Raw genomic sequence first — 17251 nt, 5'->3', positions numbered from 1 at the left:
GCGGAAACATTGGACAGCAAGGCCGCGAAGGCCGCACCGATGGACCGTCTGTGGGCCGAGAACGACGAGTCACGTCTGACCGGCGATCCGTCGCTCGTGGTCGATGTCGCCGGCTTCGAGGGCCCGCTCGATCTTCTGCTGCATCTGGCGCGCAACCAGAAGGTCGATCTCGCCCGCATCTCGATCCTGGCGCTCGCCGAGCAATATCTGGCCTTCATCGAGAAGGTGAGGGCGCTGAGATTGGAGCTCGCGGCCGACTATCTGGTCATGGCGGCATGGCTTGCCTTCCTCAAGTCGAAGCTGTTGATCCCGAAACAGCCGGGCGAAGAGGGCGAGAGCGGCGAGGAACTGGCAGCGGTGCTGCAATTCCGGCTGAAGCGGCTGGAGGCGATGCGTGATGCCGCTGCGCGGCTGGTCAACCGCAACCGGCTCGGCCGCGACGTCTTCGCGCGCGGCATGCCGGAAATGGTGATCGTCGAGAAGCGCAATGCCTATTCGGCCTCGCTCTACGATCTGCTGACCGCCTATGCGCAGCAGCGCCAGCGGCAGGCGATCAGCAACGTGACGATCGCCAGACGCGCCGTATGGTCGCTGAAGGACGCACGCGACGTGCTGGCACGGCTGGTCGGAACGATTGGCGACTGGACGGCGCTCGACAGCTTCCTGATCCAGTATCTGGCGGCGCCGGAAGAAAGGCGCACGGCAGTCGCCAGTTCGTTCGCCGCGACACTCGAAATGGTGCGCGAGGGCAAGCTGGAAGTGCGGCAGGATCAGGTCTTCGCGCCGATCTATCTGCGCGGCCGCGCACAAGGGGTCAAGGCAGTCGAGGTGGCATCATGAGTGAACGCGCCAACGCTTCGGTCATCCCGTTCAAGGTCGAACCGGAAGCCGAGATGGCCGAGCAGGGTTCTATCGAGAACCCCGCCGAGCGGCTGCAATTGTCGGAAGCAGTCCGCATGGCCGAGGCGATCATCTTCGCCAGTGCCGAGCCGGTCAGTGAAAGGCAACTGGCGGCGCGCCTGCCCGAGGGCGTCAACATCGCGGCGGCAATGGCCGATCTGCAGGAAATCTACGCCAAGCGCGGGGTCAACCTGGTGCGGGTCGGCGACGCCTGGGCGTTCCGCACCGCCGGCGACCTGGCTTTCCTGATGAGCCGGGACTCGGTCCAGCAGAGAAAGCTTTCGCGCGCGGCGCTCGAAGTGCTGGCGATCATCGCCTATCATCAGCCGGTCACCCGCGCCGAGATCGAGGATATCAGGGGGGTCGAGACCTCGAAGGGCACGCTGGACACGCTGCTGGAGACGGAGTGGGTCAGGATGCGCGGCCGGCGCCGCACGCCCGGCCGTCCCGTGACCTACGGTACGACCGACGCTTTCCTCGATCACTTCGCGCTGGAGGAGATCCGCGACCTGCCCGGCATGGAAGAGCTGAAGGGCGCCGGATTGCTCTCGACGCGCATGCCGTCCAATTTCTCGATGCCTGTGCCGCCGGCCGATCCGGACGCGCTGGCCGAGGACGAGGATGCGCTGACCGATATCGACCTCGAGGAGCTCGGATTGCTCACGCCGCGCGTCACCGAAGAGTGAGTGCGAAACCGATACGAATGGTTTATTAGCAGGGGCTGCGCGGATTCGTAGCAAGGCGCTCACGCCGAAAGTGCGTGACATCCGCTAGCCATTTTACCAACTTCATTGCGGTTGTGTTTGAATCCCCGAGCGAAAACGCATAGATCATCGCCGAGGGAAAACATTCGAGAGAGATTGTTATGGGTTCACTATCGATATGGCACTGGCTGATCGTTCTGGTCATCGTGCTGCTCCTGTTCGGCCGCGGCAAGCTGCCGGAGCTGATGGGCGACATGGCCAAGGGCATCAAGAGCTTCAAGAAGGGCATGGCTGAGGACGATACCGACGACAAGCGGACCGTCGAGCACCGCGCCGACGAGACCGTATCGCCGGGCAAGGAAAAGGTCAGCAAGAGCTGAGTCCGGTTGTTGCTTTGAGCATGTCGTTGTCCCAGAACCCTTTCGTGTTTTTGGGCGACAGGCTCTCGTTGGAATAGATTGCCATGTTCGAAGTCGGCTGGAGCGAGCTGCTGGTGATCGCGGTCGTCATGATCGTGGTCGTCGGGCCGAAGGATTTGCCCAACATGCTGCGCACGTTTGGCCGCACCGCGGCCAAATTGCGCGCCATGGCGGGCGACTTCCAGAAGCAGTTCAACGACGCCCTGAAGGAAGCCGAGCTTGACGATGTCAAGGACTCGGTCGACAGCCTTCGTGGGCTCAGCCCGATGAACGAAATCCGCAAGCAGCTCAATCCGTTCGAGCAGGCGGCGGCCGACGTGCGGGCCGGCGTCGATACGATGATGAAGCCCAAGCCGGCTTCCGATCAGGCGCCCTCGGATGCAACGACCCCGCAGCCTGCCGAGCCGCTGAAGAACGGCGCGACGGAAATCCCGGGCATCAACGGAACCGACGTCGCCCCGGCTGTGCCGATGTCCCCGCCAGCTGCGCCGATCTCCCCGGCCTTGACTGAGGCCTCTGTGACCACGCCCATTGCGGAGACCGCCGGGTCCGCCCAGCCGGCGAAAAAAGTGGCCGCGTCGAAGACGAAAGCCGCCGGTGCAGCGGCGAAAGCCGCATCGGCCAAGGCTCCGGCGCCTAAAGCCCCGGCAAAATCTGCGCCGGCGCCCGCAAAGGCCGCAGCGCCTGCTAAGAAGGCGGCACCCAAGGTTGAGGCCAACCACGCGGCGAAGAAGCCGGCCGTGAAAAAGGCGGCCGATGCCAAGAAGACGGCAGGAGCCGCCAAGTGAGCGTCTCGGACAAGGAGAGGGAAGAGATCGAGAAATCCTCGGCGCCGCTGATCGAGCACCTTGTCGAGCTGCGCCGGCGGCTGATCTGGTCGCTGGGCGGCTTCTTCATCGCCTTCCTCGCCTGCTTCTTCTTCGCCAAGCGCCTGTTCAACCTTCTGGTCGTCCCGTTCAAATGGGCGACGCAATGGGCTGGGCTCGACCCGCACAAGGTCGAGCTGATCTACACGGCGCCGCAGGAGTTCTTCTTCACCCAGGTGAAGCTCGCCATGTTCGGCGGCATGGTCATCGCTTTCCCGCTGATCGCCACGCAGATCTATAAATTCATCGCGCCGGGTCTCTACAAGAACGAACGCAGCGCCTTCCTGCCGTTCCTGATTGCGTCGCCCATCCTGTTCCTGATGGGCGCCTCGCTGGTCTATTTCTTCTTCACCCCGATGGTGATGTGGTTCTTCCTCGCCATGCAGCAGGTCGGCACCAACGACCAGGTGCAGATCTCCTTGCTGCCGAAGGTGTCGGAATATCTCAGCCTGATCATGACGCTGATCTTCTCCTTCGGCCTGGTGTTCCAGCTGCCGGTGGTGACCAGCCTGCTGACGCGCGTCGGCCTTCTGTCGTCGCAAGCGCTGGCCGAGAAGCGCAAATGGGCGATCGTCATTGCCTTCGTCGTCGCCGCGGTGTTGACCCCGCCAGATCCGATGAGCCAGATCGGCCTCGCTCTTCCGACCATCGTGCTCTACGAGGTCGCGATCTTCACTTCGCGCCTGATCGAGCGCAGCCGGGAGCGCGACCGTCTGGCGCGCGACAGGCAGGAAGAGGCAGACAGCGCTGTCGCCGGAAAGACGCCGGACGCGCCGTCAACCTAGCGCTAAAACCTGGTCCCGGGCCTGAAAAACACGGCTGCCCGCTGCTGCTGTCTTGCATCGATCAGGGATGCGGTTTACGCCCTCGAACCTTACCCGAGGACGGAAAGCCATGCTTGACATCAAATGGATTCGCGACAACCCGAAGGCCCTTATCGAAGCGCTGGTGAAGCGCTCGTGGTCGGCTGAGGACGCCCAGTCCGCCGTCGAGGATCTGATCGCCAGGGACGAGGAGCGCCGCACCCATCTCAGCGAATTGCAGGTCAAGCAGGAGCGCCGCAATGCCGCTTCGAAGGAAATCGGCAATGCCATGCGCTCGGGCGAGGCCGTGCTTGCTGAAAAGCTCAAGGCCGAGGTCGGCGAGATCAAGGCGTTCATCCAGAACGGCGAGGCGCGCGAGCGCGAGCTCGACCAGGCGCTGAACGACGCGCTTGCGGTCCTGCCCAACGTGCCGCTCGACGACGTGCCGGTCGGCAAGGACGAGCACGACAATGTCGTAAAGCGCGTCGTCGGCGATGTGCCGACCCGCCCGAACTGGGTGAAGGAGCATTTCGAGATCGGCGAAGCGCTCGGCATGATGGATTTCGAGCGTGCGGCGAAGCTGTCCGGCTCGCGCTTCACGGTGCTGAAGAGCCATCTGGCGCGCATGGAGCGCGCGCTCGGCCAGTTCATGATCGACCTGCACACGACAGAGCACGGCTATGAGGAGATCCAGCCGCCGCTGATGGTGCGCGACGAGGTTCTCTTCGGCACCAACCAGCTGCCGAAATTCGAACTGGACCTGTTCTTCACGCCGCATGGCGACGGACGGCTGGGCCTGATCCCAACCGCGGAAGTGCCGCTCACCAACCTGGTGCGCGAGGAGATCACGCCGCATGAGAAGCTGCCGCTGCGCTACACGGCGCTGACGCCGTGCTTCCGCTCGGAAGCGGGCTCGGCCGGCCGCGACACGCGCGGCATGCTGCGCCAGCACCAGTTCTACAAGGTCGAGCTGGTGTCGATCACCGACCAGGAAAGCTCGCTCGCCGAGCATGAGCGCATGACGCAATGCGCCGAGGAGGTGCTGAAGCGGCTCGGCCTGCCGTTCCGCACGGTGACGCTCTGCACCGGCGACATGGGCTTTGGCGCACGCAAGACCTACGACATCGAGGTCTGGCTGCCGGGCCAGAACGCCTATCGCGAAATCTCGTCCTGCTCGGTCTGCGGCGACTTCCAGGCGAGGCGCATGGATGCCCGCTACAAGGACAAGGACGGCAAGGGCAACCGCTTCGTGCACACGTTGAACGGCTCCGGCACCGCGGTCGGCCGCGCTCTCATCGCCGTCATCGAAAACTACCAGAATGAGGACGGCAGCGTAACCATTCCTGAAGTGCTGCGGCCTTACATGGGTGGTCTCGCCAAGATCGAATCGAAATGAGTTCATGCGCATCCTGCTGACCAATGATGACGGCATCCACGCCGAAGGCCTTGCGTCGCTCGAACGCATCGCCCGAACGCTCTCGGATGACGTCTGGGTGGTGGCGCCCGAGCAGGACCAGTCCGGCTACGCGCATTCGCTGTCGATCTCGGAGCCGCTCAGGCTGAGGAAGGTTGGCGAGAAGCATTTCGCCGTGCGTGGCACGCCGACCGACTGCGTCATCATGGCTACGAAGAAGATCCTCCCCGGGCCGCCTGACCTCATCCTTTCGGGGGTCAATTCCGGCGCCAACATCGCCGACGACGTTACCTATTCCGGCACGGTCGCCGGCGCGATGGAGGGGGCGCTGCTCGGTATCCGTTCGATCGCGGTCAGCCAGGCCTATTCCTATCTCGGCGAGGACCGCGTCGTCCCTTACGAGACGACCGAAGCGCTGGCGCCGGCGCTGCTCGAAAAGCTGATCGCAACGCCGCTGCCGGAAGGCGTGCTGCTCAACGTCAATTTCCCGAACTGCGCACCCGACGAAATCGAGGGCACGGTCGTCACCGCGCAGGGCAAGCTCGTGCACAGCCTTTGGGTCGACGAGCGCCGTGACGGTCGCGGTCTGCCTTACTACTGGCTGCGCTTCGGCCGGGAGCCGGTCGAAGGCAAGAAGGGCACCGATCTTTACGCGCTGCGCAACCGGCTGGTGTCGGTGACGCCGCTGCAGCTCGACCTGACCGCCCATGAACTCCGCGACCAGCTGACCAAGGCGCTGTCATGACCATGGCTATCGACGACCGTGAAGGGTTCGCCGCTTTCCTGCTGCGGCTGCGCGGCAGGGGCACGGCGCCGAAGGCACTGGTCGCTGCTTTCGAGGCGACTCCGCGGCGCGGCTTCCTATCCGCGCAGTTCCATTCGATGGCCTGGTCGGAAGGCATGCTGCCGATCGAATGCGGCGAGGCGATCGAGGGCGCAGACCTGCAGGCGGCGGTGGTTGCGGCTTTGGCCATCGAGCCGGGCAACCGCGTGCTCGAGATCGGCACCGGGTCTGGCTATACGGCAGCCGTGATGTCCAGGCTCGCCGCGCGCGTCGTCAGCGTCGACCGCTACAAGACCTTGACTGAGCAGGCAAAGCAGCGTTTCGAGGCGCTCGGCATCAGCAATGTCATCGTACGCCAGGCCGACGGCTCCAACGGCCTGCCCAACGAAGGGCCGTTCGACCGCATCATCGCCTGGGCGGCCTTCGACAGCCTGCCGCGCTTCCTGCTTGATCAATTGTCGAGCGGTGGCGTCGTCATCGCGCCGATCGGCCCGGAGGAGGGCGAGCAGGTGCTGGCCAAGCTCACCAAGGTCGGCAGCCGTTTCGAACGCGAGGACATCGGCATGGTCAGGCTGCAGCCGGTCCTGCGCAGCGTTGCCGCGGTGATCTAGGGCGCCAGCCCTGCGATCGACGGCTAACCGCGTCGAACGCGCCTGCGACCCATCATTGTAGTCAGCCACCCCAGCGGTAGTTCAGGTGCAAACCAACGAGATCGACATCCTGATCGATGCGCTCGGTGCTGAAGGGGCCCCCGGGCGCGCCAGCGACCGTGAAGGTGGTGGTCTTGTCGGGCATGAACAGGTGATCGTATTCGATCGCGAGTGACCAATTCGGGGCAAGCCATATTCAAGACCGGCACCCAAGGCACCGCCCCAGCGGGTCTGATCGTCTGTCTCGCCGGCGGGCGTGTCGGGTGAAAAGAGAACATCGAAACGGTCGTGAGTCACGGCCGCGCCTCCCTTGACGTAGAAGAGGGCGTTGTCGACGCTGTACTCGACTTGGGCGGTCAGCAAGCCAAACCAAGCGAAGGCGTGGTCGAGTGAGGGTGGTGCCGCTGCTCGCCCGGTCTCATTTCGTGCGATTCGCCGGTTCCCGAGACGTCCGTCTCGTCTCGGCCGGCACGATCTGTCCGGACTTCGTCGCGCCTGTCGAAAAATGTTTTAAGAAAATTTTCGGCGGATTCTAATGGGTTAACCGGCCAGTAACATTAACGCGCTTTAATCATGACCAGTTTGTACCGGGTCTGTGCGGGTTAGTGCGATGCAATTCAATGGTTTGAAGGCAAACGGACGCAATCTGGCGCGCGGCTGCGCCGTCCTCATGATCGCCGGTGCCGCGGCAGGCTGCAGCTCCCAGGCGATGCGCTTCAATGGTGTCGACGACGTCTTCACATCGTCCACCAACAATCAACGCGCCATCATCAACAAGCAGAATGTCGACCAGCCCTATCCGGGCGATACGGTCGCGCCGGCGCCTGTCGACGGCAGTCACACCCAGTCGGTGAGCCGCTCCAGTCTCGAACCGGTGACGTCCCAGCAATTGCCGCCGCCCTCGGCGCCGGCCGCCGCCAAGCCGATACGCACCGCCTCGGCCCCGGCACTCGCGCCGGCTCCTGCCGCGCCGCATCTCGACAGGACGGCCACCAACACAGTCGCGCCGGCCAAGCCGTTCAAGACCGCCGAGCCCGACGCGGTGCGCAACGCAAGCGCGACGCCACACGCGACCGAGATCGTGGTGAGGGAAGGCGAGACGATTTCCGGTCTGGCCCGGCAATATCATGTGCCGGCCGATGCGATCATCAAGGTCAACGGGCTCGATGCCAACAAGGGCATCAGAACCGGCCAGAAGATCGTCATTCCGGCCTATGCCTATTCGAGCAAGGGCGGGCCGAAGGTTGCCGACAGCACCAAGCCCGCCAACCCACCGAAGCAGCCCGCCGGCGCGCCGGAGAAGGTTGCCGTGCTGCCGCAGCAGCCAAAACTCAAGGACGGCAAATCCGCCGCGCAGGTCGATGCATCGGCGGCGGCCAGCGGTTCGAAGAGCGCCACGCCCGCCCAGATGGCCGAGGCAAAGCCGGCCGGCGCCGGCGGTACCTACACCGTTCAGCAGGGCGATTCCCTGTCTTCGATCGCCCGCAAGACCGGCGTCGGCGTCACGGCGCTCAAGCAGGCCAACGGCATGAAGGACGGCCTCTTGAAGATCGGCCAGACGCTCAAGGTTCCGGCCGGCGGCACCGTTGCCGTCGCTGCCGCGAAGCCTGTCGCGACCAAGCCGACCGTCGATCCGGTGACGACGGCAACCACGCAGCCGCCGGCAAAGACCACACCGTCGGAGACGCTCGCCTCCTACACGCCGCCGAAGAAGGACGCCAAGGTCATCCAGCAGGCCGAGGACGACGATGCAGTGGCGCCGGATGCGACCGGCATCGGCAAGATGCGCTGGCCGGTGCGCGGCCGCGTCATCTCCGGCTTCGGCTCCGGCAAGGACGGGGTCGACATCGCGGTGCCGGAAGGGACGCCGATCAAGGCGGCCGAAAACGGTGTCGTCATCTATGCCGGCGACGGTCTCAAGGAGTTCGGCAACACGGTGCTGGTGCGCCACGAGAACGGCCTGGTCACCGTCTACGGCCACGCCAGCTCGATCGAGGTGCAGCGCGGCCAGAAGGTCAAGCGCGGCCAGGAGATCGCGCTGTCCGGCATGAGCGGCACCACGGACTCGCCGAAGCTGCACTTCGAGGTGCGCAAGAACTCTGCCCCGGTCGATCCGAGCGGCTATCTCGAATAGAACAAGAACAAATTGCGGGCCGCCTGACCTCCAGTCCGGCCCGCCGGCTTCAGCCCGCTCCGCCAGGAGCGGGCTTTTTCAGGGCAGCCGGTGATATGGGCTATCAGTCCTTCAGCGGCTTGCCGAGCCGTCCGGCAAGATCCTGGGTGAACTGCCAGGCGACGCGGCCGGAGCGGCTGCCGCGCGTCGTTGCCCATTCCAAGGCTTCCGCGCGCAACGTCTCGGGATCAATCGCGAGGGCATGGTAACGGACATAGCCGTCGATCATGTCGAGATATTCGTCCTGCGAACATTTGTGGAAGCCGAGCCACAGGCCGAAGCGGTCGGAGAGTGAGACTTTTTCCTCCACCGCTTCCGACGGGTTGATGGCGGTCGAGCGCTCATTGTCGATCATATCGCGCGGCAGCAGGTGCCGACGGTTCGACGTGGCGTAGAAGATGACATTGGCGGGCCGGCCCTCGACGCCGCCTTCGAGCGCTGCCTTGAGCGACTTGTAGGAAGTGTCGTCATGGTCGAAGGAAAGGTCGTCGCAAAACAGAATGAAGCGGTAGGGCGCCGCCTTCAACAGGCTCATCAGCTTGGGCAGGGTATCGATGTCCTCGCGATGGATCTCGATCAGCTTCAGCGGCCGGTCAAGCTTGTCCGAGGCGTTGACCTTGGCGTGCACGGCCTTGACCAGCGACGACTTGCCCATGCCGCGCGCGCCCCAGAGCAGCACATTGTTGGCGGCGAAGCCGGACGCGAAGCGCTCGGTGTTGTCGAGCAGGATGTCGCGGACCCGGTCGACGCCGCGGATCAGGCCGATGTCGACGCGATTGACCTTGTGGACCGGCTCCAGGTAGCCCGGATCGGCCTGCCAGACGAAGCAATCGGCCACGCCGAGGTCGGTCTCGGGAACCGCTGGCGGGGCGAGACGGGAGACCGCGTCGATCAGGCGGTCGAGCTTTTTGTTCAGGGCATCTAGGCTATCGGTCATTTCCGGTCTTTTTAACTTGGCAATCACGGAACGTGAAACGGATCCGCGGCTGCGCACCAAGAACCAACTGCAAGCTTCTGTTGTAGCACGATCTTTTCGGCCGGCTCCAACTGGCTTCCGGCTGCGACGCTCTAGCACGCGCCAAACGGCTGGAAAAGCAACGGATTCGGCGGGTCGCGCAGTTGCATTGGCAACTTTACCGACTATATTCCGCCCAAATTTCGCGGGGCCGTCCCGGCGGTATTTCACCATCCAGGAGTTTCTTGATGTTCGTCACACCGGCATACGCCCAAGGCGTCGGCACCTCGCCCGATATGTTCATCAGCATTTTGCCGTTTGTCCTGATTTTCGTGATCATGTATTTTCTGATCATCAGGCCGCAGCGCACGCAGCTGAAGAAGCGCCAGGAAATGCTGGCCGCAGTGCGCCGCGGCGATACGGTGGTGACCGGCGGCGGCTTCGTCGGGAAGGTGACCAAGGTGATCGACGACAATGAGCTGGAGATCGACCTTGGCGGCGGGACCAAGGTGACGGCGCTGCGCTCAACCATCTCCGACGTGCGGGTCAAGGGCGAGCCGGTGGCGAACCAGAACGCCAAGAAGTAATCACCACCTCGATGGCGGAACGCTGCCGCTTGTACGCCTGAACGGATAAGAACTAATGCTTTATTTCTCGCGCCTGAAGATGATCCTGATCTGGCTGGCCGTGGCCGTGACAGTGGTCCTCGCCGCGCCCAACCTGTTTCCGGCAAGCATGCTGGCGCAACTGCCGAGCTGGGTGCCAAAGCGGCAGATGACGCTCGGCCTCGACCTTCAGGGCGGCTCGCACATCCTGCTTGAAATGAATCAGAACGATCTGATCAAGGATAGGATGGAGACGACGCGCGACGAGATCAGGACGCTGCTGCGCGAGGCCAATCCCAAGATCAACTACACCGGCCTTTCCGGCTCCGGCCGCACCGTGCAGGTTCGCATCACGGACCAGGCTCAACTCGACCAGGCCAAGAAAGTCCTGAAGCCGCTGACCGATCCGGTGGCGGCGGGACTGTTCAGCGGCGGCTCCATCCAGGAAATGTCGCTGGATGACTCCGAGCCCGGCCTGCTCAAATTCACGGTCACCGACGCCGGCCTGAAATACCGCACCTCGACGGCTCTGTCGCAGTCGATCGAAGTGGTCGAGCGGCGCGTCAACGAGCTCGGCACGACCGAGCCGATCGTGCAGCGGCAGGGCGACGACCGCATCCTTGTTCAGGTGCCGGGCCTGCAGGATCCGCAGCGGCTGAAGGAGATCCTCGGACAGACCGCCAAGCTGACCTTCCAGATGGTCGACCAGTCGATGCCTGTGCAGGATGCGCTGAAGGGCCGTCCGCCCGCGGGCTCTTCCGTCCTCTACTCGCAGGACGATCCGCCGGTCCCGTATCTCATCGAAAACCGCGTCATCGTTTCCGGCGAAAATCTGGTCGACGCGCAGGCGACCTACAATTCGCAGACCAACGAGCCAGTGGTTTCGTTCCGTTTCGATTCCAAGGGAGCGACACGGTTCGGCCAGGCGACGGCGCAGAATGTCGGCAAGCTGTTTGCCATCGTCCTCGACAACCAGGTGATTTCGGCGCCGCAGATCCGTGAGCCGATCCTGGGCGGTACCGGGCAGATTTCCGGCAATTTCACCCCGCAGAGCGCCAATGACCTTGCCGTGCTGCTGCGCGCCGGCGCGCTGCCGGCAACGCTGACGGTCATCGAAGAGCGCACCGTGGGTCCAGGCCTCGGCCAGGATTCCATCCATGCCGGCAAGGTGGCGGGCGTGATCGGTTCGATCCTCGTCGTCGCCTTCATGTTCGTCGCTTACGGCTTCCTCGGCTTCCTCGCCAACATCGCGCTGGCCGTCCACGTGGCGATGATCGTGGCGCTACTGTCGCTGCTGGGCGCCACGCTTACTTTGCCCGGTATCGCCGGCATCGTGCTCACCATCGGCATGGCGGTGGACTCCAACGTTCTGATCTATGAACGCATTCGAGAGGAGCGGCGACTTGGCCGCTCGGTGATCCAGTCGATCGACACCGGCTTCGCCAAGGCGCTGGCAACGATCGTCGATTCCAACGTCACCTCGCTGATTGCCACCGTGGTGCTGTTCTGGCTGGGTACAGGACCGGTCAAGGGTTTCGCCATCACCTATGCGATCGGCATTCTGACCACCGTCTTCACCGCCTTCACCTTTACCCGCATGCTGGTGTCGATCTGGCTGCGTCGCGCCCGTCCGAAGGAATTGCCGCGCGCGCCGGTCACCTTCATTCCGCCCGGCACTAGGATCCCATTTATGGGTATCCGCCGCTGGACGTTCGCTTTGTCCAGCATCTTGTCGATCCTGTCAGTTGTCGGGTTCCTCACCATCGACATCAATTACGGCATCGACTTCAAGGGCGGCTCGATGATCGAGGTGCAGTCCAAGCAGGGCGACGCCGATCTCGGTGACATCCGCAACAGGCTCTCCGAGCTCAACATCGGCGAGATCCAGGTGCAGCAGTTCGGCGCGCCGAACGACGTTCTGATCCGCGTCGGCACGCAGGACGCCGGCGAGAATGCCGAGCAGACCGTCATCGACAAGGTGCGCGGCGAACTGCAGGACCAGTATGACTTCCGCCGCGTCGAGGTGGTCGGACCGACGGTCTCCGGCGAGCTCGCCAAGCAAGGCACGATCGCCATGCTCATCGCGCTGGTCGGCATCCTGCTCTATGTCTGGTTCCGCTTCGAGTGGCAGTTCGCCGTCGGCGCCATCATCGCCACGGTGCACGATGTGGTGATGACCATCGGCTTCTTCGTCATAACCGGACTGGAATTCAACCAGTCGTCGCTCGCGGCGATCCTGACCATCATCGGCTACTCACTCAACGACACCATCGTCGTCTATGACCGCGTCCGCGAAGACTTAAGAAAATACAAGAAGATGCCGCTGCCGCAGCTGTTGAACAACGCCATCAACGAGACGCTGTCCCGAACCACGCTGACGTCGGTGACGACCATCCTTGCGCTGTTGGCGCTGGTGCTGTTCGGCGGCGAGGTGATCCGCTCCTTCACACTGGCGATGCTGTTCGGCGTGGTGTTCGGCACCTATTCGTCGATCTTCATCGCCGCGCCGCTGCTGATCCTCTTCAAGCTCAGGCCGCAGGCCGCAACCGCCGAAGAGACCAAGCCGGCGAACGGCAAGGCCGTGGCGACCTGAAGCCGTCAGAGCCGGATGATCTCAGGTCGAGTCGACCTGAGATCTGAATCCGCTCTAAATCAAAGAGATAGAGCATGATGTCGTCCGAAAACCGCTTCACCCTTTTCGGCATCATGCTCTAGCCCCATGGCCAAAGGCATCGTCATCCGCGAGGCGCATTTCCCGGGCAGGGCGCCGGTCGAGGCCTATGGCAATGGCGGGTTCCGCTTTGCCGACATGTCGCATCGAGGCTCGCTGCTCTGCCTGCCGTCCGGTATCCATGGCTGGGAGCCGGCCGATCCGTCGGCGCTGAAGGCCTCCGACTTCGACAAGCTGTTCGCCCAGGCCGACAAAGTGGAAATCCTGCTGGTCGGCACCGGCAAGGATCTGCGGCCGCTGCCGGCTGCACTCCGCTCCGCCCTGAAAGAGGCCGGCATTTCGGCCGACCCGATGTCGACGGGCGCGGCCGTGCGCACCTACAACGTGCTGCTGGCCGAGGACCGTGCCGTTGCCGCAGCGCTCATTGCCGTCGATTGATGGCCGGCATGCCCAACATCGTCATGGATGCGGTGCGTGCCGCAGATCATGATCGCTATCTATGCGCGCTCTACGCGCCCGCCGACAGGCGTGACGCGTTGCTTGCGCTCTATGCCTTCAATGCCGAGGTCGCCGGCGTTCGCGACCGCATCCACGAGCCGCTGCCGGGCGAGGTCCGGCTGCAATGGTGGCGCGATGTCATCTTGGCCGAGGGCGAGGCGGAGACAGGTCATCCTACCGCCGACGCGCTGAGGGCGGCGATCGCCGCCAACCATCTGCCGAAGGCCGCTTTCGAGAACATGCTCGAAGCGCGTATCTTCGATCTCTACAACGATCCGATGCCGTCGCGGACCGACCTGGAGGGTTATTGCGGCGAGACGGCCGCGGCGCTCATCCAGCTTGCGGCCATGGTGCTCGATCCGAATGCCGCGCCACGCTTTGCCGAACTGGCGGGCAGGGCGGGCTGCGCGCAGGCCATCACCGGCTTGCTGCTTTTGTTGCCGCTGCACCGTCGCCGTGGACAGTGCTTTATCCCCTCCGATATCCTGGCAGCCGCCGGCACCTCGCCGGAAGAGTTCGTCAAGGGCGACGGCGATGCTGCCGCGGAGCGCGCGGTCGCGGCGATGATCGCGCTGGCGCGAGAGCATCTCGGCGCTTTCGAGAAGGGCGCGTCGGCTCTCCCCGTGTCGCTGCGCCCCGCCTTCCTGCCGCTGGCGCTCACACATGCCTATCTCGACAGGATGGAAAAGCCGGGTCGGTCTCCACTCGGGGGCACTTCGACCCTCTCAACCTTGCGCCGGCACTGGCTGCTCTTGCGTCATGCCATGCATGGCTGGACGCCCCTTTGACGTAAACGTCAACCATGCTAGGGGTTCTGCGCGTGGACTCGCATCAGAGAAATGCGAGCCAGCGGAGGACCGCCTTTCCATGAGCCTGCCAGTTTTGGTCGTCCTTGTCGTGTTCGGCATCGCGCTGTCGGTGGCGGCCGTGCATTTCACCGGCGGTACGACGACCGCGACGCTTGCCGGGGCTGAACACGCGCTCGCACGTTTTGCCGAAGACTTTCCAGACGAAAGGTCTGGGGCGGTCAGGCTGACATCCGACAGGCAAGCCGCCATCCTGGAACTCGACCCGCAGCGCTGCGGCATCGTCCAGAGCATCGGCGACTGTTTCCTAACCCGCATCGTCACGCCGCGGGATGTGCTCGCCCTGGTGCGGGAAGGTAATGTCTTGTCGCTGAAAATGGATGATTTCACCTGGAAAGGCGGGCGGTTTGCCTTCGCCGACGAGGCAGACGCGCTGAGCGTGGCGGCGGCGCTGATGAGCCACGATCAGATCCGAGAGGCGGCGTGATGGACGTTTACAATTTCCCGCAGGTCACCCAGCTTGCCATCCCGTTCTTCGTGACGGCGATCCTGATCGAGCTCTGGCTGGTACGCACCGGCCGCGCCAAGGGATCGTTCGAGACGCGCGACACGCTGGCCAGCCTGATGATGGGGACGGGCAATGTCGTCGCCGGCCTGCTGCTCGGTGTCGTATCCTACTGGGCGCTGCTGTGGCTCTGGCAGTTCCGTTTCTTCAATCTCGGCCTGTCGATCTGGGTGTTTGTCGCCGCCTTCCTGCTCGATGATTTGCGTTACTATGTCTACCACCGCATCGCGCATCGGGTGCGCTGGGTTTGGGCCGAGCACGTCAACCATCACTCCAGCCAGCATTACAATCTCTCGACGGCGCTCCGGCAAAGCTGGACCGGCCTCTTCACCTTCATGTTCGTGCTGCAGGCGCCGCTGGTGCTGCTCGGCTTCCATCCGGCCGTCATTGCCTTCGTCTTCGGCTTCAACCTCGTCTGGCAGTTCTGGATCCACACCGAAACGATCGGCAAGATGTGGGGTTGGTGCGAATTCGTCTTCAACACGCCCTCGCACCACCGCGTCCACCACGCCACCAATCCGCGCTATCTGGACGCCAACTATGCCGGCACGCTGATCATTTGGGACCGCATGTTCGGCACTTTCGTCGCGGAACTGGACGACGACCGGCCGCGCTACGGCATTGTCAAGAACATCGGCACCTTCAACCCGCTGAAGGTCGCCTTCCATGAATGGATCGGCATGTTCAAGGATGCGATGATGCCGGGACTGACGCTCGGCCAGCGTCTCAGCTATCTGATCCGGCCGCCAGGCTGGAGCCATGACGGCTCGCGCGATACGTCGGAGACGTTGAAGGCGGCCTATGTGCGGAGGAATCCGTCCGAAGCAGGAAAGCCGGGATTGCCGGCGGCGAGTGCCGAGCCGGCGGAGTAGCTATTCCGCTGCCTGCGCCTGCGAAGGCAGGCCCAGCCACACGCGACAATCGGCCAATGCGCGCGCCGTGATCGCGCGGCGCTTGGCAACGGTCTTGTCCTTGCCGCGCAGGCGCTTGCCTTCAGACTTTGGAGCCTCGACCGGCGGGAACAGGCCGAAATTGACGTTCATCGGCTGGAAGGAGCGCTTGCCCGGCTCGTCGTCGGAGACGATGTGGCCTCCGGTAATATGGTTGAGCAGCGCGCCGAAGGCCGTGGTCGACGGCGGCAGTGAGGCCGCCCGGCCGAGCCGTTCGGCCGCGGCGAAGCGGCCGGCGAGCAGGCCGATCGCGGCGCTTTCGACATAGCCTTCGCAACCGGTGATCTGGCCGGCAAAACGCAGGCCGGGGCGCGACTTCAGCTGCAGCGACGGATCGAGCAGCGTCGGCGAGTTGATATAAGTGTTGCGGTGCAGGCCGCCGAGGCGGGCGAATTCGGCATTCTCCAGTCCGGGAATGGTGCGGAAGATGCGGACCTGCTCGGCATGCTTCAGCTTGGTCTGGAAACCGACCATGTTGTAGAGCGTGCCCAGCGCATTGTCCTGGCGAAGCTGCACCACTGCATAGGCTTTGACCGACGGATTGTGGACGTTGGTCAGCCCCATCGGCTTCATCGGCCCGTAGCGCAGCGTCTCGACGCCGCGCTCGGCCATCACCTCGATCGGCAGGCAGCCGTCGAAATAGGGCGTGCCTTCCCACTGCTTGAACTCGGTTTTTTGGCCGTCCAGCAACGCCGCCACGAAGGCGAGATATTGCTCCTTGTCCATCGGGCAGTTGATGTAGTCCTTGCCGGTGCCGCCGGGGCCAACTTTGTCGTAGCGCGACTGGTACCAGCAGGTGTTCATGTCGATGGTGTCGAAATGCACGATCGGCGCGATGGCGTCGAAAAAGGCGAGCGCATCGGCGCCGGTTGCTTCGGCAATCGACTGCGCAAGCGAAGGCGCGGTCAGCGGACCGGTGGCGATGATCGCCTGGTCCCAATCCGCCGGCGGAAGTCCAGACACTTCCTCGCGCTGGATGGCAATCAGCGGATGCGCTTCGATTTTTGCGGTTACTGCCTCGGAAAAAGCGTCGCGGTCGACGGCTAAAGCGCCGCCGGCCGGGACTTGGTGCGCGTCGCCGGCGCTCATGATCAGCGAGCCGGCGAGCCGCATTTCGGCATGGAGCAAGCCAACTGCATTGGTCTCGGCGTCGTCCGAGCGGAACGAGTTGGAGCAGACGAGCTCGGCGAGCCCGTCGGTCTTGTGCGCGTCGGTGCCGCGCACCGGGCGCATCTCGTGCAGCACGACCGGCACGCCGGCTTCTGCGATCTGCCATGCGGCTTCGGAGCCGGCGAGGCCGCCGCCGATGACGTGAACGGGATCTTTGCTCATGAGCGCCGAGATAGTCGCTTGGCGCGGCGAATGCAATTGCCGGCTTCGACGGGCCGACTACCTCCAAAACAACAACACCCGCCGGGGGAGGAGGTCCGGCGGGTGTCGTTTTGGGGGTCGATCCTCGGGAGGAGGTGAAGATCGACCATATTCGTC

General features: G+C 63.9%; 18 protein-coding genes. 15 read left to right on the top strand and 3 right to left on the bottom strand.

What is annotated here, in order from left to right; translation table 11 throughout:
- The first annotated feature begins 39 nt into the window (after positions 1-39).
- The 8 genes from CK224_RS03155 (at position 40) to CK224_RS03120 (ending at position 6501) form a co-directional block, all read left to right on the top strand.
- Positions 40-840, top strand: a complete 801-nt coding sequence (locus CK224_RS03155; protein WP_067000872.1) for a ScpA family protein — start codon at positions 40-42, stop codon at positions 838-840.
- On the top strand, positions 837-1586 hold the full coding sequence (gene scpB, locus CK224_RS03150) for an SMC-Scp complex subunit ScpB (RefSeq protein ID WP_066999981.1): 750 nt from the start codon (positions 837-839) through the stop codon (positions 1584-1586). Before CK224_RS03155 ends, scpB begins: the two co-directional genes overlap by 4 nt.
- Positions 1587-1765: 179 nt before the next feature.
- The gene (locus CK224_RS03145) at positions 1766-1984 is read left to right on the top strand and encodes a twin-arginine translocase TatA/TatE family subunit (protein WP_066999984.1); all 219 of its coding nucleotides are present in this window, start codon (positions 1766-1768) and stop codon (positions 1982-1984) included.
- Positions 1985-2067: 83 nt separating this feature from the next.
- A complete protein-coding gene (tatB, locus tag CK224_RS03140) occupies positions 2068-2811 on the top strand; it encodes a Sec-independent protein translocase protein TatB (RefSeq protein WP_095780739.1) in 744 nt (247 codons plus the stop codon).
- Complete coding sequence (gene tatC / locus CK224_RS03135) at positions 2808-3674, top strand: twin-arginine translocase subunit TatC (RefSeq protein ID WP_066999990.1); 867 nt, start codon at positions 2808-2810, stop codon at positions 3672-3674. The genes tatB and tatC overlap by 4 nt, the downstream gene beginning before the upstream one ends.
- 109 nt (positions 3675-3783) lie before the next feature.
- A complete protein-coding gene (serS, locus tag CK224_RS03130; RefSeq protein WP_095780738.1) occupies positions 3784-5088 on the top strand; it encodes a serine--tRNA ligase in 1305 nt (434 codons plus the stop codon).
- 4 nt (positions 5089-5092) lie between these two features.
- A complete protein-coding gene (surE, locus tag CK224_RS03125) occupies positions 5093-5851 on the top strand; it encodes a 5'/3'-nucleotidase SurE (protein WP_095780737.1) in 759 nt (252 codons plus the stop codon).
- Positions 5848-6501, top strand: coding sequence for a protein-L-isoaspartate(D-aspartate) O-methyltransferase (locus CK224_RS03120; protein ID WP_095780736.1), 654 nt, complete (start codon positions 5848-5850; stop codon positions 6499-6501). The genes surE and CK224_RS03120 overlap by 4 nt, the downstream gene beginning before the upstream one ends.
- Positions 6502-6562: 61 nt before the next feature.
- On the opposite strand, the gene CK224_RS32245 is transcribed toward CK224_RS03120, so the two are convergent.
- A complete protein-coding gene (locus tag CK224_RS32245; RefSeq protein ID WP_280952243.1) occupies positions 6563-6685 on the bottom strand; it encodes a hypothetical protein in 123 nt (40 codons plus the stop codon).
- Positions 6686-7150: 465 nt separating this feature from the next.
- Between CK224_RS32245 and CK224_RS03115 the strand changes: the two genes are divergently transcribed.
- Positions 7151-8674, top strand: a complete 1524-nt coding sequence (locus CK224_RS03115) for a LysM peptidoglycan-binding domain-containing M23 family metallopeptidase (protein WP_095780735.1) — start codon at positions 7151-7153, stop codon at positions 8672-8674.
- A gap of 103 nt (positions 8675-8777) precedes the next feature.
- Here the strand turns inward: CK224_RS03115 and CK224_RS03110 are convergent, their stop codons facing one another.
- Positions 8778-9650, bottom strand: a complete 873-nt coding sequence (locus tag CK224_RS03110; protein WP_095780734.1) for an ATP-binding protein — start codon at positions 9648-9650, stop codon at positions 8778-8780.
- Between the two features lie 266 nt (positions 9651-9916).
- On the opposite strand from CK224_RS03110, the gene yajC reads away from it, so the two are divergent.
- From yajC to CK224_RS03080, 6 genes are all read left to right on the top strand, one after another.
- A complete protein-coding gene (gene yajC / locus CK224_RS03105) occupies positions 9917-10255 on the top strand; it encodes a preprotein translocase subunit YajC (RefSeq protein WP_067000009.1) in 339 nt (112 codons plus the stop codon).
- 55 nt (positions 10256-10310) lie between these two features.
- The gene (gene secDF, locus CK224_RS03100) at positions 10311-12866 is read left to right on the top strand and encodes a protein translocase subunit SecDF (RefSeq protein ID WP_095780733.1); all 2556 of its coding nucleotides are present in this window, start codon (positions 10311-10313) and stop codon (positions 12864-12866) included.
- A 126-nt stretch (positions 12867-12992) separates the two neighbouring features.
- On the top strand, positions 12993-13382 hold the full coding sequence (locus CK224_RS03095) for an Mth938-like domain-containing protein (protein WP_067000016.1): 390 nt from the start codon (positions 12993-12995) through the stop codon (positions 13380-13382).
- Between the two features lie 8 nt (positions 13383-13390).
- On the top strand, positions 13391-14230 hold the full coding sequence (locus tag CK224_RS03090) for a phytoene/squalene synthase family protein (RefSeq protein WP_245425711.1): 840 nt from the start codon (positions 13391-13393) through the stop codon (positions 14228-14230).
- Positions 14231-14309: 79 nt separating this feature from the next.
- Positions 14310-14735 carry a hypothetical protein gene (locus tag CK224_RS03085; protein WP_095780732.1) on the top strand — a complete coding sequence of 142 codons (426 nt, stop codon included), beginning with the start codon at positions 14310-14312 and terminating at the stop codon, positions 14733-14735.
- Entirely contained in the window at positions 14735-15685 is a 951-nt protein-coding gene (locus CK224_RS03080) for a sterol desaturase family protein (RefSeq protein WP_176477836.1), read from the top strand. The genes CK224_RS03085 and CK224_RS03080 overlap by 1 nt, the downstream gene beginning before the upstream one ends.
- Here the strand turns inward: CK224_RS03080 and trmFO are convergent, their stop codons facing one another.
- Positions 15686-17095: a methylenetetrahydrofolate--tRNA-(uracil(54)-C(5))-methyltransferase (FADH(2)-oxidizing) TrmFO gene (gene trmFO / locus CK224_RS03075; RefSeq protein WP_067000028.1), complete on the bottom strand. Its 1410-nt coding sequence runs from the start codon at positions 17093-17095 to the stop codon at positions 15686-15688.
- Between the last annotated feature and the right edge of the window lie 156 nt (positions 17096-17251).

The sequence above is a fragment of the Mesorhizobium sp. WSM3862 genome, assembly GCF_002294985.1.
GTDB lineage: Bacteria > Pseudomonadota > Alphaproteobacteria > Rhizobiales > Rhizobiaceae > Mesorhizobium.
Note: the sequence above shows the minus strand (reverse complement) of the source record. Positions and strands in the feature narration are given on the sequence as shown.

Coding starts and splice junctions, on each gene's coding strand:
- CK224_RS03085 (WP_095780732.1), top strand. CDS start 14,310: ATGAGCCTGCCAGTTTTGGTCGTCCTTGTCGTGTTCGGCATCGCGCTG.
- secDF (WP_095780733.1), top strand. CDS start 10,311: ATGCTTTATTTCTCGCGCCTGAAGATGATCCTGATCTGGCTGGCCGTG.
- CK224_RS03090 (WP_245425711.1), top strand. CDS start 13,391: ATGCCCAACATCGTCATGGATGCGGTGCGTGCCGCAGATCATGATCGC.
- CK224_RS03115 (WP_095780735.1), top strand. CDS start 7,151: ATGCAATTCAATGGTTTGAAGGCAAACGGACGCAATCTGGCGCGCGGC.
- CK224_RS03080 (WP_176477836.1), top strand. CDS start 14,735: ATGGACGTTTACAATTTCCCGCAGGTCACCCAGCTTGCCATCCCGTTC.
- CK224_RS03120 (WP_095780736.1), top strand. CDS start 5,848: ATGACCATGGCTATCGACGACCGTGAAGGGTTCGCCGCTTTCCTGCTG.
- CK224_RS03145 (WP_066999984.1), top strand. CDS start 1,766: ATGGGTTCACTATCGATATGGCACTGGCTGATCGTTCTGGTCATCGTG.
- CK224_RS03155 (WP_067000872.1), top strand. CDS start 40: ATGGACCGTCTGTGGGCCGAGAACGACGAGTCACGTCTGACCGGCGAT.
- serS (WP_095780738.1), top strand. CDS start 3,784: ATGCTTGACATCAAATGGATTCGCGACAACCCGAAGGCCCTTATCGAA.
- CK224_RS32245 (WP_280952243.1), bottom strand. CDS start 6,685: ATGCCCGACAAGACCACCACCTTCACGGTCGCTGGCGCGCCCGGGGGC.
- tatB (WP_095780739.1), top strand. CDS start 2,068: ATGTTCGAAGTCGGCTGGAGCGAGCTGCTGGTGATCGCGGTCGTCATG.
- trmFO (WP_067000028.1), bottom strand. CDS start 17,095: ATGAGCAAAGATCCCGTTCACGTCATCGGCGGCGGCCTCGCCGGCTCC.
- yajC (WP_067000009.1), top strand. CDS start 9,917: ATGTTCGTCACACCGGCATACGCCCAAGGCGTCGGCACCTCGCCCGAT.
- CK224_RS03095 (WP_067000016.1), top strand. CDS start 12,993: ATGGCCAAAGGCATCGTCATCCGCGAGGCGCATTTCCCGGGCAGGGCG.
- scpB (WP_066999981.1), top strand. CDS start 837: ATGAGTGAACGCGCCAACGCTTCGGTCATCCCGTTCAAGGTCGAACCG.
- surE (WP_095780737.1), top strand. CDS start 5,093: ATGCGCATCCTGCTGACCAATGATGACGGCATCCACGCCGAAGGCCTT.
- CK224_RS03110 (WP_095780734.1), bottom strand. CDS start 9,650: ATGACCGATAGCCTAGATGCCCTGAACAAAAAGCTCGACCGCCTGATC.